The following is a 14,648-nucleotide window of genomic DNA, read 5'->3' as shown; positions in this document are numbered from 1 at the left end:
GTAATTAAATTAATAGATTACGTAAGAAAAGGTTGAGTATGCAGGTTGGTTTTACCCACAGCAATCAGGGGGACTCACAGGAAGTTAGTGTCTCTAATCATGAATTTTATTTTAAAGAAGAAAATAATGAACTCATTATCTCTGAAAACGGAGGAAGTATCCGTGCTCAAATTGATGATGATTGCCTAATCTTAAAAGTCATACAAAAAATCCCACATGCCATTTTAGAAGAAGCAAGCCTCCAAGAGGGTTCTACTTACTTCATGGAAGTCGGAGAAAAGCTTTCATACAAAGACAGCACGTATGAATTAAAAACTCTTGATACCTCATCACCTATTCCAGAACCAACTATCACACAAAATGATGAAATTGCGCCAAACTCAGTCAATGAGGACTTGGGCCAATCACCATCGTTAAGTCTAGAAAATGAAGAAAGTCATAATAGTATTCAATTTGAAGATGCAGATGATGACGAAAGTAATGAAAAACAGGCTAAAGAGATCTCTGAATCAAAAGAGACTCCAGACTCAACTGACTCACCTGATTCTGAAGATGAGTCTGATGTCGAGAATTCAGGAAATGGCTACTCATTTCAATTAGATACTAACCTTGCTCAAGATACAAATGAGGATGAAGAAAAAGACTCTGGTACAATGAGCATCACTCAAGTCCTAAATGTTGCAAGACTTCAAGAAGATGAAAAGCAAGCATCAAAGAAAGAAGATGAGCATGTAAGTAGGCCATTAAAGAAAAAGAGTAAGAAGAAGGCCAAGAAGAAATCGGGAAAGAAAAAGAGCAAGAATGCCTCAGACTCAGGATTGGCCATCACAACGGCACGTGATTACAAAGGAAATCGAGCCAAGAGAGATTCAAAGAAGAAAGCAAGATCAAGATCAAAACTTTTAAATGATCATAAATTAGTTGGACCATTTACGAGATTCTTAAGTGCTTTATCTCTAATGTTTGTGACAGTCTTACTTAGTGCTCAAGTTGAAAATGAAGCAGTTAACTCTTTGAGCAATAAGGGAACTGAAATCATCAACACACAAATTGAAAAATTTGTAGACTTTAGCTTCAATCCAGAAATTACAAAGTCACTAATTGTCCTATTTATTATTCTTTTTATCTCAAATTTACTCTTTAGTGTTTCTCCTACACTATTTATTTGTGGGGCAACAACAAAAGGAAGCTTTCTAACAAAGAGAGCAAAGGCAATTTTAAGAACGCCATTTGACTTTATTGCACATTTCTTTCCAATTTTTGAAACACCAGTTATTTTTGATACTCCATCTTTGAAAGAGATTATAACGAGGGGCCCTATCAGCTATCGCCTAAGAGCTTTTCGCTATATTCCACTAGTAACCCTTTCAATATTTACATTTATTTGTGTTGGCTACCCTATTATTGAACAAGGATTATCTAATAGTAATCCTCCAGAAAAAATAAATATTCCTAAGAACCTAGGAAAGAGGCCTTTAAAAATGAAAGAGCTTCTTATCTCAAAACAATTCTCACAAGAAAATATTATTCTAAGAATACCAGCGACTCGACCGAGCTACTTCATTATTAATAAGAAGTCTGGAAGATCACTCTATTTAAAGAACACATCTTCCACTTTCTTTGCTTCATTTAAAAAGACTTTAGAAACTATACCATTCTTTAAATATCGCTATCCTTACCTAAGTAGTTTCTTAAAGGATGAAAAATCATCATTTCTTGTAAGAGAAGATTTTTCTAAGATTCTATGGGGTGGAGAAATCATTAAAGGAATGGCAACGGAAGATTTAATGTATCTAGACTTTCTTGCAATTGATCAATCAAAGAAGATATTCAATCATTTTAAGTTTCCATATATTGAATATCGCAACTTAAATAAGTTTACATCTTTTTATCGCTCAAAGGTTGAGGATGTTTATTTGTACATAAATGATAACTCGCTAATGCAATTTGCAAAAGTCGCTGGCACGATGCGATCAAGCGAGCTTTCTGGTTTTACTTTCCTTGCACGTCCTAAAGTAAGAATTGAATATGTTGATGCAGTAGAAAAAGCATTCAAAGGAACAAATGATTCTTTCTTAATAAAAGAATTAAAAGATATTCAATCCATTATTGCCGTTACAGATAATGGTGAAAATAGAAAGGCATTTAGAGACTTCACTCAATATCTTGTGGAATATTTTAAGGCCTCAGGTAATGAATCGGCCAATCGAGTTGCAACACAAATTCTGAATCTAAATATTCTAAGTAACTAAAACTTCAAAAAATGAGGCCAAGCAAATCAATCTTGGCCTTATCTGCTCTATAAATATTTCATAACAATGGTGACAATAGTCTCGATATGTTTAATTGAGCTTATGAACTACTTTTTTATCCTATTTTTTATGGTTTGCTTATTTCTCTCATCACTGACTGTGTATGCGTCTTTTGTTTAATTTTTACAGATAAGAGAGTTTTAAATAGACAAGCAAGCTTAATGGCCTTATTAATTCTAAATACTTTAAATAACTAAAGTTATTAGAACGAATACATAAGTCGAGTTACGACAAAGGGCAGTCCATGCGCATTCAAGATCAAGTCAAAGAACATTTTCAATTTAAAGTTGTCCACGAAGACAAAAAGTCCGGGGCAAGAGCTGGTGTCATCACTACTCCTCACGGAGAAATTCCGACACCTGTATTTATGCCTGTTGGTACACATGGTGCCATCAAAGCATTACCACCTAACTTTCTAGAAGACTTAGATACAAAAATTATTCTATCAAATACATATCACCTTCACCTATCACCAGGTTCAAAACTAGTTAAGAAAGCAGGAGGCCTTCATAAATTTATGAATTGGCCACGCCCAATCTTAACAGATTCTGGTGGGTTCCAAGTATTCTCTTTGCAGAGAAAAAGTATCAAAGAAGAAGGAGCAGAATTTAAAGACCATAAAGGTAAGACAATTCTTCTGTCTCCTGAAACATCAATTGAGATTCAGCAAGAGCTGGGATCAGATATTATGATGGCCTTTGATGAGTGTATTCCATACCCTGCAACACGCGAATACACTAAGAAGTCAATTGATCGAACACATCGTTGGCTAGACCGCTGTATTGAGTCTTGGACAAATCCAAAACAAGCACTTTTTGGAATTATTCAAGGATCAACATACGATGACTACCGTGACGAATGTCTCGATGAACTCGTAAAAAGAGATCTACCAGGCTATGCCATTGGTGGAGTATCAGTTGGTGAAGGCCCTGAGTTAATGGAGAAGATCGTAAAGTACACAGGTCCTAAGATGCCAAAAGATAAGCCTCGTTATGTAATGGGTGTTGGTAACCCTGAAGATCTTTGTATGATATGGGAAAACGGTATTGATATGAGTGACTGTATCATTCCAACGAAATTTGCTCGCGGTGGAACTCTCTTTACAAGAAGAGGAAAGATTAGAATACGTCATAAGAATTATCGTCGTGACTTCTTTCCTATTGAACCAAATTGTAAGTGTTACTGCTGCCAGAACTTTACACGCGCATATGTGAAGCACTTATTTGATTCAAATGAAATTCTAGGACAAGTTCTAGCAACAATGCACAATATTGAATTTTATAAGAATATGGCAGAAGAAGCTCGTGAAGCAATTCTAGATAATCGTTACTCACAGTGGAAAGAAGACTTCTTAAAGAGTTATAAAAAAGACGACGGTTCAAAGAATAACTAGGAAAGCAATGGCACTGATTAGGTTAAGCTTACTATTGACTCTTCTTACTTTCGCATTATCAACTAATGCAAAGAGGTATATAGGTGGTGACCAATGGAATAGGCCACGTATAAATAAAAGTTTCTTTATAAAGCAAGACAAGTTTATAAAAGAGCTAATCTTAAGAACTGTAAAAGTCGTAAATACAAAAAAAAGAAAAGTTGGAACAGCATTCTTTTATAAAGAGAATGCTGACCACTATATTTTCCTAACAAATTACCACGTCATATCTGGCAACAGAGAATGTCGCGACTCAAAACTTCTTCTTATTAATTCTGAATTCAATAAGCGCTACGCTTCATGTGATGGAGTTATTCAAGAAGGTACAATCAAGTCAGGAAGTGATTATATTTACTTTAAAGTAAATAAAGAAGAGAGATTAAACTTCTTATCTCAAATAAGTGAGGTTCGTACTGATTTTTCTGATCCGGTAATCGGAGACAGACTTGTGAGTGTAGGCTTTGGCGCGGGAAAAGCAAACCTAAGAAGATATGATGCTAAAATATCAATGGATCGCGATTGCCTTTATTTAAATGGAAATATCGATATAACTTTCAATAAAGATAAAGTCAGAGATGTTTTCTTCACTGCCTGTGATGCTCAATCAGGAGACTCTGGAAGTGCTGTAATGAATTTAGAGACTGGTGATATAATTGGACTCTTCTTTGCTGTTGCCGATCAAAAGCGCAGTAATCCTCTCACATCAAAAGAGATTCAAGACAATCTAGGTACGGATTATATGGAATTCTACACCAATGCTTCAATGTCGATTGATCTTAGAAAAATTAAATTAAAATAACTTCATCACCTAAACATTCTTTTCTTTACGAATCATGGCCATGGCGACTTTCACACCATCGACAGCAGCAGATGTAATCCCACCTGCATAACCAGCACCTTCACCACATGGATATAGACCTTTGTGAGATTCTGACTCAAAAGTTGCTCGGCTTCTCTTTATCGTTACAGGAGCAGAGGTTCTTGTTTCAGGGGCCATTAGAATAGCATCATTATTTATAAAACCTGGCATTTTCTTATCAAAGCTTTCAAGTCCTTCCCTTAAGCCCGTTGCAATAAAGTCAGGTAGAACAGAGTTTAATGAATGAGAAAAGATTCCAGATGGACAAGAAGTCTTAGGAAGATCTTTTGAAACCTTACCTTCTAAGAAGTCCTTAAGTCTTTGGGTTGGGACCTGCTTACCTTCAGCATGCTCCATAGAAGCTTCATATGCCTTTTTCTCAATATCACGTTGAAAGTAATGGCCATTTAAGACATCATCAGTTGAGAAGTCTTTACCAGCTTGAACAGAAACAACAAGGGCCGAATTTGACCATGGTGAATTACGAGCGAAGTTACTCATTCCATTAACCACAATACCATCTTCATCTGTTCCAGATGAAAGAACATATCCTCCAGGACACATACAAAAAGAATACGTACCTTTGTCATTATCTTTATTGTGATATGTAAGCTTATAGCGAGCAGCACCTAGGTTTTCGTGAACAAAGCGTCCATATTGAAGAAAATCAATTAACTCACGACGATGCTCAACTCTAACACCAACAGCAAAGTCCTTTGGTACCATCTTAACTTCTTTTTCTTTTAAATGACGATACATCTCTTTAGCTGAATGGCCTGTTGCTAGAACAATATTGTTACTTTCTAATAATCTACCATCACTAAGCTTTACACCACGAGCTTGAGATTCATCAAAAAGAACCTCATCAACCTTCACGTTATAGTAGATCTCACAACCTTTTTCTTTAAGGTGATCTGTTATCTTTTTTATTAATCCTCTAATTTTATTTGATCCAAGATGTGGATTTGAAACATAGGCCGTTTCAGGAGGAGCACCAAAATCAACAAATTTATTCATTACATATTGAACATATGGAGACTTAATACGAGTAATAAGTTTACCATCTGAAAATAGGCCCGCGCCACCCTCACCAAAGCAAACATTATTATCCTTATCAAATTCATTATATCGCCAAAAACGAGCAATATGCTTCATACGATTATGGGCACGATCTCCTCTTTCAATGACAATTGACTTTATTCCATACTCAGCAAGTCTTAGAGCACAGAATAATCCAGCAGGCCCTGCTCCTACAATAATAGGCTTTTCTTTGAACTCACCTAGAAAATTGAATTGCTCTTGATAAGCACTAAATTTTTCACCAGGGTAAATAACTTCTATCTTATAATTATAGATTGGCTTTTTTCCACGGTTAGCACCACGTGCGTCAAGTGCCTTATTATGAATACGATAATCCTCAAAACCTGGAAAGTTCTTATTTAAGTAGAATTCTAAGTCTTGATCAAAGTCTAATTTAAAATTTGTAATTTTACTCATTCAATCTCTTTCTTGTAAATTTATATGATAAAATATCAGCGTATATTATAACCTATCTTGGTAAAGTTAAAGGATTAACATGGTTAAAATTTCCCTTAGAGTCTCCATGATAATTATTGGAGATGAACTATTAAACGCTAAAATCAACGATCTTAACTTGCAGATACTAGCAAAAGAGATCGCACCTTTAGGATTTAGCTTTAAAAAATGCACCGTCTTAGGTGACAAGTTCGATCAAGTAACAAATGAGATACAAAAACAATCTAAAGAAAATGATATTTTAATCATCACTGGTGGCCTTGGCCCTACTAAAGATGATCTTACGAAGTCGATTATCGCTAATGCTTTAGGTGTCTCTTTAGTAGAAAATGAACTTGCTAGAGAATATGCTATAAAGCAATATGCCAACTTTGGTAGAGAGTGGTCAAAAGAAAATAGTCACTATCATATGATGCCTGAAGGATCTTTACCTTTATACAATCCTGCGGGAATGGCACCAGGAATTCACGCTAAAGTTGATAAGTGTGAAGTTTTTTGCACCCCAGGAGTTCCAAGAGAATGCCAGGCAATGGTTCGTGAGACAATCGTTCCAATGTTAAAAGATCGTGCTCAAAGTGGTCATGAATTATTCATATGTAGAACTCACAGTATTCCTGAAGAAACCATCTTCTTTAAACTTTGCCCCAACTTGTGGGAGACATTAGAGGAGTTTGGAAAAGTCAGCTCTCTTCCAATTATCTCTGGTGTGGATATTACTGTAGACCTAAGACCAGAGCATCAAAACGATGAAAGTCGACAAAGATTAAAAGCAATATTAGAAGAAACTCCCTTAAAAGATAATATATGGACTTATGGGCCTCGTAATATCGAGGAAGTTATTGTTCATGAAGCCAGTGCAAAAGGCTTAACAATTGGATTTGCAGAAAGCTGCACTGGAGGTCTTGCAAGTTCAACAATAACAGATGTGTCAGGATCATCAGCGGTTTTTCTAGGCTCAGTAGTTAGTTACGCTAACTCCATCAAAGAGAGTATTATTCACGTTAAAGAAGAAACCTTAAAAGAAAATGGAGCTGTAAGTATTGAAACAGCTAGTGAGATGGCCAATGGCGCAAGAAAAACCCTTGGCGCAGACATTGTCATCTCTTATACCGGTATTGCTGGTCCAGGCGGAGCTACTCCAGGTAAGCCTGTTGGAACCGTATGCATAGGTGTTGCAACAAAGAATGGAGTAAGTGCAAGCAGATATGAGTTTCGCGGTGACCGAAAAAGGTTGAAGAATAAGTTCTGTCAGCAAGGATTAATCGTTTTATTGAATGAGATTAGAAGTTCGTAGCTGCTTCACCTGGCCACACTTCCTGTGTGGCCATGCGTTTCGCGGCATCATTTTTCCATCCTGGAAAATGACGCCTTAAAAAATAAGAGGGGCCAGATTCGTGACCAGGCCCCTCCCCCCATCTGTACTTCAACTTAGGCAGCTTTTTTAGATTCTTCCATTTCCGTGATAAGGTTAGAGATCCGTTTACCTGCGCCTTGTAAACGTCCGGCCAGTAACCTTGATAGATTGAGTATCAAGAGTGAAAATATTCGAGGATTGGTTTTGTACAGGCCGAATATGTCTGAGTACTTCATAACGAGAACATCTGTATAATTATCTGATTGAACTGTCCCATAGCGGACATTTTCTTTTAGAAGAACCATCTCACCAAAGAGGTCTCCTTTTTTACATTTAGCAATTTCTTTATCATTTACATTAAAGACCTTAGCAGAACCGTTAAGAATCAAAAAAAGCTCTTCACCCACATCGCCATGCTTAAATACATAGTCACCAGGCTTTAAAGTTAGAACCTTACAGCGCTCACATATAGTCATAATTTCGTTGTCGTAAAGGTCGAAAAATAGCGGACAACCTTTAACGATTGATAATACACTCATATCTTCCTCTCTTTATTAAAATTAGTATTACAAGTTTTAATTAAGCAGCATCTTTCTTATCATCACGCTTTGCGTGTTGCTGCTCTTTTAAAGGTGCATCTTCTTTTAAGTACCTTTCAATACTTTGAAGAACTTTTAAAACACCTTCCATTGCAATTTGCTCTTTAGCATTACCTCTTTGCAGGTGATACCAAAGGTTTTGCATACTTGTTTCAACTTTCTTAAAGATCTTAAAACGCTTCTCCGGTAATGGGAAAAGAGTGTTTAGGAAAGTTAAGATTAAAGAGAAGAAAATCCCCGCAATCGATGTCTTCATGGAGAAGGCAACGTTAATAACGAAGTTTGTAAGATTATCTGACGACTTTTCAATATTATTGAAGTCAATGGCAGCAATCTCAGGAAGTGCCATGGCAATACCAATGAAGGTACCAAAAACCCCAAATACAATGAATAAGTTTGGAAGAATATCGATCATACGAGAAGCACCATCAATTGGAATATGCCCATAGAGCTTCGTCCAATTTCTATCATCACTCATAATACGATCAGTAAGTTCTGTATAATTTGGCGGAACAGTTGATTTAAAAACCGAACTCTCCCCATGAATGGATGCAATAAGACCGTGCTTAGAACCAATGTATTGATTTAGAGAAATACTTGTTCCATCAGAACTTTGCGCCTCTTTATCAATTTCCCTTTGTTGCATAGCCTCTTTACCGTCATAGTGACGATTTTGAATATTAGCATTATTACTGAAACGAAGAGCGTTATCAGGTAATGCAGCATTTACACGTCCAAGTAAATTAGACATATAAGAATCGATATCATCAATAGGAATATTCTTTTGCTTATCATCATCGATACAAGCATCTAATTCTCTTGTAAAACGTGAATAATAAGCATCATCATCTTTACTGTGGCGATAGGCCAAGTAGCGGAAGACAAGAGCACAACATAGTAGCCCCATCATAAATTCGATAAGATAATTACCGAAAAATCCTAATACTAACTCAATCATACGTACCTCTTTGTTTACCAAATCCTCGACTATTTGGTTGTATAGTTATCCTTTTTCACTATTGGATCTAATTTCATTAAACGCTCCATCGCTTTTGGATCATCCTTAAGCGTAAAGCTAAGCTCAACACGTTGTGATTCAGAACAGCTGTAAATACCACACTTCATATCTTCATTTTGAAGTGGTACAGCGATCACACTTGCAGGAGCACGGTCTTCAAGGATAAATCCTTTCGGCTCGATAAGCTCTGCTGCGATTGATTCGCGCTGGCGCTCAATTACCTTCTTGATTGGAACAGGTCTTGAGAACCCGTAACCAATCGACTTCGTCACATTTCTCATATAGAACTTATATGGATAGTTCATGCCATCACTATAGATATAGTTAGAGATAGCAAGAGCTCTTCGTGACGAAAGGTTTAAGTTAAAGTTATATGAATATGCTTCGGCCATCATTGGATCAACTGCTTTACCAGCAAATAGTGGTGAAGCGTGACCTTCAACGTTGAAGCTATCAATTTGTTCTCTAACAGTATCATCTTCAAATAGAACTTCAGAATATAGAGGGATTAAGCCTTTAAGCTTAGTCTTTGCATGGCGACTAAGTCTTGACGATCCTGTCTCAAATAATAAGTTCTTATTCATAAGTAGAGTTACGTTACCTGTAACCGGATCAACTGCTGCATCAATATCGTTTTCTCTAAACTTATTAGCAAGATTCTTTGCGATATTGGCACGTAGGTTACGCTTTTGATCATCAACCTTTTTAGCAATCTTCTTAACTTGCTTCATTAAGTCTTTCTTATCGTTAATTTCAGTTAAACAAGAATTAAGTTTCTTAGTTGTTCCATCTAGCCCATTTCCAAGTTCTGTAACTTTCTTGCTTAAGTCAGCATTACCTGCCTGACAGTTATTAAGATCATTACCAAGAGAGGCAATTTTACGACCTAAGTTACCATTTTCATCATTCTTATTAGCAAGTGCATTTTGAAGATCATTAACTTCTTTACCAAGACCCGCAACCTTACCTTTTAGATTGTTATTATCTTTATTAAGAGTTGCAATCTTCTCTTTTGCCTTACCGAGATCACCCTTGGCCTTTCCAAGTTGATCTTTAAGTCCTTTATTTTCTTTTCCAAGACCTGCAAGTTTTCCTTGTGCTTCACCAAGAGCTTTCTTAAGACCACCGTTCTCTTTTCCAAGACCAGCTAACTCACCTTTAGCTTTTCCAAGGGCCTCTTTAAGTCCACCGATCTCTTTTCCCATACCTGCAAGTTTACCTTTTGCTTTTCCAAGTGCTTCTTTTAGGCCACCATTTTCTTTACCAAGACCAGCTAGCTCACCTTTGGCTTTTCCAAGTGCATCTTTAAGTCCACCGATCTCTTTACCCATACCGGCCATCTTACCTTTGGCTTTTCCAAGTGCATCTTTAAGTCCACCAATCTCTTTACCCATACCGGCCATCTTACCACGAGCTTTTCCAAGAGCATCTTTTAGACCACCATTCTCTTTTCCAAGACCAGCAAGCTTACCTTTAGCTTTACCAAGTGCATCTTTAAGTCCACCGATCTCTTTACCCATACCGGCCATCTTGCCTTTTGCTTGACCAAGGGCCTCTTTAAGTCCACCGATCTCTTTACCCATACCGGCCATCTTTCCTTTTGCCTGACCAAGGGCCTCTTTTAGACCACCTATTTCTTTACCCATACCAGCAAGCTTTCCTTTCGCTTGTCCAAGGGCCTCTTTTAAACCACCATTTTCTTTTCCAAGTCCGGCAAGCTCACCTTTTGCTTTACCAAGAGCGTCTTTAAGACCACCGATTTCCTTACCCATACCGGCCATCTTACCTTTAGCTTGACCAAGGGCCTCTTTAAGTCCACCGATCTCTTTACCCATACCGGCCATCTTGCCTTTTGCCTGACCAAGGGCCTTCTTAAGACCACCGATCTCTTCGCCCATTCCTTTCATCTTGCCTTTAGCTTCACCTAGAGCTTTCTTGAGTCCGCCATTTTCTTCAGACATACCAGCAAGTTTTCCTTTGGCCTGACCAAGTGCTTTTTTTAAGCCTCCGATCTCTTCGCCCATTCCTTTCATCTTGCCTTTAGCTTCACCTAGAGCTTTCTTAAGACCACCATTTTCTTCTTGCATACCTGCAAGCTTTCCTTGGGCCTGACCAAGGGCCTTCTTTAGGCCACCGTTTTCTTCGGCCATTCCCTTAAGTTTACCTTTGGCCTGCCCTAGAGCATCTTTAAGTCCACCATTTTGTGCCATTAAAGACTTCTTATCACCTTCAAGTTTTCCAACCATCGCCTTTAGACGATCAACTTCTCCAGCAAGACCTTTATTCTTCGCGTCTCCTTGAGCTAGCTTTGATTGAAGGTTTTTAATATCACCTTTTAAACCCTGGTTATTTTGTTGAGAGCGTGCAAGATTTGATTTAAGACCTTTTACATCATCATTTAAGCCTGCAATCTTTCCATCACGAGCGGCAACATCCGCATTAAGCTTTTTAATTTGAGAATCTTTTTGAGCTGTAAGAGAATCCATCGCCTGGGCGTGTTTTCCTTTAAGATCCTTGATTTGGTTATCATAGGCCATTTTTTGATCGGCCTTACTCTTTTCAAATTGCTTAGTTAAGTCAGTAAGCTCACGTTTATGATCAGCATTAAGTTTTGCAATTTGAGACTTTGCATCCTTCTTAACACCTGCAAGTTGCTTTTCTTTTGTATCAAGTTCTGACTGATACTTCTTATTAAGATCAGCAATCTTAGACTCATAACCTGCTTTTTGTTTTGCTTCAGATTTCTTGTGCATTTTCTCAAGATCAGTAATTTTCTTAGCATGATCAGAATTAAGCTTGGCAATTGTCTCTTTTGATTTTTTAATTTGACCAGCAAGTTGTGCTTCTTTTGTATCTAACTCAGACTGATACTTCTTATTTAAATCAGCAATACGACTTTCATAACCAGCTTTCGTCTTTGCTTCTGTTCTTTGGTGCATTTTTTCTAAATCATTAATCTTCTTAGCATGATCAGAATTAAGTTTTGCAATTGTTTCTTGAGATTTTTTAATTGTTCCTGCTAATTGCTTATCTTTAGTCTCTAATTCAGACTGAAATTTCTTATTTAAGTTAGCAATTTGAGTTTCATAACCCATTTTTGTATCTTGCTGCTTTTTCTCATATGACTTAGTTAAATCATTCACTTTCTTTGCGTGATCAGCATTGAGCTTAGCAATTGTTTCATCAGACTTCTTCTTTTGACCAGCAAGCATCTTATCTTTAATATCAAGCTCTGATTGATACTTCTTATTAAGATTTGCAATTTGAGTTTCATAACCCATTTTTGTATCTTGTTGCTTTTTCTCATATGACTTTGTAATAGAGTCAACTTTCTTTGCATGATCTGCATTTAGTTTTGCGATTGTTTCTTTTGACTTTTTAATTTGACCATCAAGTTGTTGTTGCTTAGATGTAAGCTCACTTTGATATTTTTTATTAAGATTTGCTATTTGAGATTCATATCCCATCATTGTATCTTGCTGCTTTTTCTCGTAAGACTTCGTTAGGTCATCGACTTTCTTAGCATGATCAGAATTAAGACGAGCAATTGTCTCTTGAGACTCTTTCTTTTGTCCTGCTAATTGCTTCTCTTTAGTATCAAGTTCAGACTGATACTTCTTATTAAGATTTGCTATTTGCGTCTCATAGCCCATTTTCGTATCTTGCTGCTGCTTTTGATAAGTTTTCGTTAAATCAGCAACTTTCTTTTGGTGGTCAGAGTTTAAACGAGCAATAGTTTCTTGTGACTCTTTCTTTTGTCCGGCAAGTTGTTTGGCCTTCGTATCAAGTTCTGCTTGATACCTCTTATTTAAATCTGCAACCTTCTTTTCAAAGCCTGCTTTTTGAGTTTGTTCTTTCTTTTCAAATTGCTTAGTAAGATCAGCAACTTTATTCTGGTGTTGGGCATTTAGAGTTTTAATCTCATGTTCTTTAGTTGAAATAATATTGGCATACTTCTTATTAAGGCTCTCAACTTTGAGAGTATGATCTTGATTTAACTTTTGAACTTCCTGCTCTTGAGCCTTCTTTTGTTCAACAATCTTTTGCTCTAGCTTCTCTTGAGCAATAATTCGACCTTGTATTTCACGATTAGCTTTAGCAATAATTTCTTCATTCTTACGCTTTACTTGCTGAAGTTCTTGAATTTTTTTAGTATCTTCTGATAATTTCTGAAGAGTATTCGCTAACTTTGAACGAACCTTTACGATTTCATTATTCACAAGCTTATTTTCTGCAACTTGTTCTTGTACTTTTTGCTGCTCTTGCTTAAGTTTTGTTTCTAACTTTGTTTTAACATTTTCAATTTGTTTAATATTCTGTGTTTGCTTAGATACTTGTGTTGTAAGCTCTTTTAACTTCTTTTCTTGTTGAGACTTAACTTTCTTAGCTGAAGCAAGCATCTCTTCAATTTTCTTCTTTTCTTCTTCAACTTCTTTCTTTTTCTTATCTAATTCACCGACTTTAGAGAAAAGAATATTTTCCTTATCTTTTGCCTTTGCAAGCATTGAGTCGCGTTCTTCAATCTTCTTTTCAAGATTAACGAGAGACTTTTCTTTAAATTCTAAAAGTTGCTTAATTCTTGCTTCTTCTTCTGCCTTCTTCTTTACTTCTTCTTTTGTTTTTTCAAGATTCTTAGAAAGCTTTTCGTTCTCTTTAGACTTTTGTTTCATTTCTTGAACGATTTTCTTTATCTTCTTTTCAAGCTCTTTCTCTTCTTTCTTCTGACGCTCCATCATCTTTGATAGCTTGTCTAATTGAGATTCTTTTGACTTTAAATCGTCTTTATTTTTACGAATTTCTTCAAGACGCTTTTTAAGTTCTTCTGACTTCTCATTAATTTCTTTCTTTAATTTTGTGTTTTCACGAGAAATTTTAGATGATTTATATTTCTCTTTATCAAGTTGCTTTCCAACTTTTTCAACAATTGATTCTTTTTTGATTTGATCCTTAACCATATCCTGCATAACTTTCTTGTTTTGCTCTAACTTCTCAACAAATTTAGAAAGCTCTACCATCTTTTGATTAATGACGTTCTTATAGTCAGTGACCTCATTGATTGATTGCTCAATCTTATTCTTGGCCTTCATTTCTTTGATTTTCTGCTCTTTTGAAACCATCCCCTGCATCTGCTCTTCATGCTTCTTTTTCTGTTGAGCTTGCTGGAGTGACTTTACCCCGACCTTGATCATGGCAAAAACGAACATAACTAGGAAAACGACAGCAACTGTCGTAAACATATCTGAATAAGAACTCCAGATTGATCCGTCGTCTTTTCTTTCTTCTTTTTTCATAATCCTACCCTCGAATAGCACCTAGAATAGCGATTTCTGTGACTTATAAAAGATACTCATGGCATACAGAGCTATATATTTAGTAATGATCAATAAAATCAGATAGATAAAGTTCTACTGAGCATATTAGGGGCCAAAAACAGCTTTTTTAAATATGGTGATATTTTGACAATTAAAATAGTCACATTGAGTTCATTTAAATAAAAAGATATGAATGCCCACTATCTGAGCTAATCCATCAAGTTTA

Annotated in this window: 8 protein-coding genes; 4 read left to right on the top strand and 4 right to left on the bottom strand. The window is 36.4% G+C overall.

Going from position 1 to position 14,648, the window contains the following annotated elements; translation table 11 throughout:
- The first annotated feature begins 38 nt into the window (after positions 1–38).
- The 3 genes from ACMAZI_RS07430 to ACMAZI_RS07420 all read left to right on the top strand — a co-directional run bounded on the left by ACMAZI_RS07430 (position 39) and on the right by ACMAZI_RS07420 (position 4,543).
- Positions 39–2,252: a hypothetical protein gene (locus ACMAZI_RS07430; RefSeq protein ID WP_412473454.1), complete on the top strand. Its 2,214-nt coding sequence runs from the start codon at positions 39–41 to the stop codon at positions 2,250–2,252.
- A gap of 304 nt (positions 2,253–2,556) precedes the next feature.
- Positions 2,557–3,705, top strand: coding sequence for a tRNA guanosine(34) transglycosylase Tgt (tgt, locus tag ACMAZI_RS07425; RefSeq protein WP_115363116.1), 1,149 nt, complete (start codon positions 2,557–2,559; stop codon positions 3,703–3,705).
- Between the two features lie 7 nt (positions 3,706–3,712).
- A complete protein-coding gene (locus tag ACMAZI_RS07420; protein WP_412473455.1) occupies positions 3,713–4,543 on the top strand; it encodes a S1 family peptidase in 831 nt (276 codons plus the stop codon).
- Positions 4,544–4,552: 9 nt separating this feature from the next.
- Here the strand turns inward: ACMAZI_RS07420 and ACMAZI_RS07415 are convergent, their stop codons facing one another.
- Positions 4,553–6,100 (bottom strand): NAD(P)/FAD-dependent oxidoreductase, encoded by a 1,548-nt coding sequence (locus ACMAZI_RS07415; RefSeq protein WP_334678426.1) that lies wholly within the window; start codon positions 6,098–6,100, stop codon positions 4,553–4,555.
- A 79-nt stretch (positions 6,101–6,179) separates the two neighbouring features.
- On the opposite strand from ACMAZI_RS07415, the gene ACMAZI_RS07410 reads away from it, so the two are divergent.
- On the top strand, positions 6,180–7,433 hold the full coding sequence (locus tag ACMAZI_RS07410; protein WP_412473456.1) for a CinA family nicotinamide mononucleotide deamidase-related protein: 1,254 nt from the start codon (positions 6,180–6,182) through the stop codon (positions 7,431–7,433).
- A gap of 134 nt (positions 7,434–7,567) precedes the next feature.
- Here the strand turns inward: ACMAZI_RS07410 and ACMAZI_RS07405 are convergent, their stop codons facing one another.
- Genes ACMAZI_RS07405 through ACMAZI_RS07395 form a run of 3 tightly spaced genes read right to left on the bottom strand, consistent with a single transcriptional unit; the run spans position 7,568 to position 14,401 of the window.
- Entirely contained in the window at positions 7,568–8,032 is a 465-nt protein-coding gene (locus ACMAZI_RS07405; protein ID WP_115363123.1) for a cyclic nucleotide-binding domain-containing protein, read from the bottom strand.
- Between the two features lie 40 nt (positions 8,033–8,072).
- The gene (locus ACMAZI_RS07400) at positions 8,073–9,050 is read right to left on the bottom strand and encodes a hypothetical protein (RefSeq protein ID WP_115363125.1); all 978 of its coding nucleotides are present in this window, start codon (positions 9,048–9,050) and stop codon (positions 8,073–8,075) included.
- 29 nt (positions 9,051–9,079) lie between these two features.
- Positions 9,080–14,401, bottom strand: a complete 5,322-nt coding sequence (locus tag ACMAZI_RS07395) for a hypothetical protein (RefSeq protein WP_412473457.1) — start codon at positions 14,399–14,401, stop codon at positions 9,080–9,082.
- Positions 14,402–14,648: the final 247 nt, after the last annotated feature.

The organism is Halobacteriovorax sp. YZS-3-1, from assembly GCF_047084945.1.
GTDB lineage: Bacteria > Bdellovibrionota > Bacteriovoracia > Bacteriovoracales > Bacteriovoracaceae > Halobacteriovorax_A > Halobacteriovorax_A vibrionivorans.
This window is presented reverse-complemented; position numbering and strand designations above follow the sequence as displayed.

Excerpts from the sequence above, each read along its gene's own strand:
- ACMAZI_RS07430 (WP_412473454.1), top strand. The coding sequence starts at position 39 with ATGCAGGTTGGTTTTACCCACAGCAATCAGGGGGACTCACAGGAAGTT.
- tgt (WP_115363116.1), top strand. The coding sequence starts at position 2,557 with ATGCGCATTCAAGATCAAGTCAAAGAACATTTTCAATTTAAAGTTGTC.
- ACMAZI_RS07420 (WP_412473455.1), top strand. The coding sequence starts at position 3,713 with ATGGCACTGATTAGGTTAAGCTTACTATTGACTCTTCTTACTTTCGCA.
- ACMAZI_RS07415 (WP_334678426.1), bottom strand. The coding sequence starts at position 6,100 with ATGAGTAAAATTACAAATTTTAAATTAGACTTTGATCAAGACTTAGAA.
- ACMAZI_RS07410 (WP_412473456.1), top strand. The coding sequence starts at position 6,180 with ATGGTTAAAATTTCCCTTAGAGTCTCCATGATAATTATTGGAGATGAA.
- ACMAZI_RS07405 (WP_115363123.1), bottom strand. The coding sequence starts at position 8,032 with ATGAGTGTATTATCAATCGTTAAAGGTTGTCCGCTATTTTTCGACCTT.
- ACMAZI_RS07400 (WP_115363125.1), bottom strand. The coding sequence starts at position 9,050 with ATGATTGAGTTAGTATTAGGATTTTTCGGTAATTATCTTATCGAATTT.
- ACMAZI_RS07395 (WP_412473457.1), bottom strand. The coding sequence starts at position 14,401 with ATGAAAAAAGAAGAAAGAAAAGACGACGGATCAATCTGGAGTTCTTAT.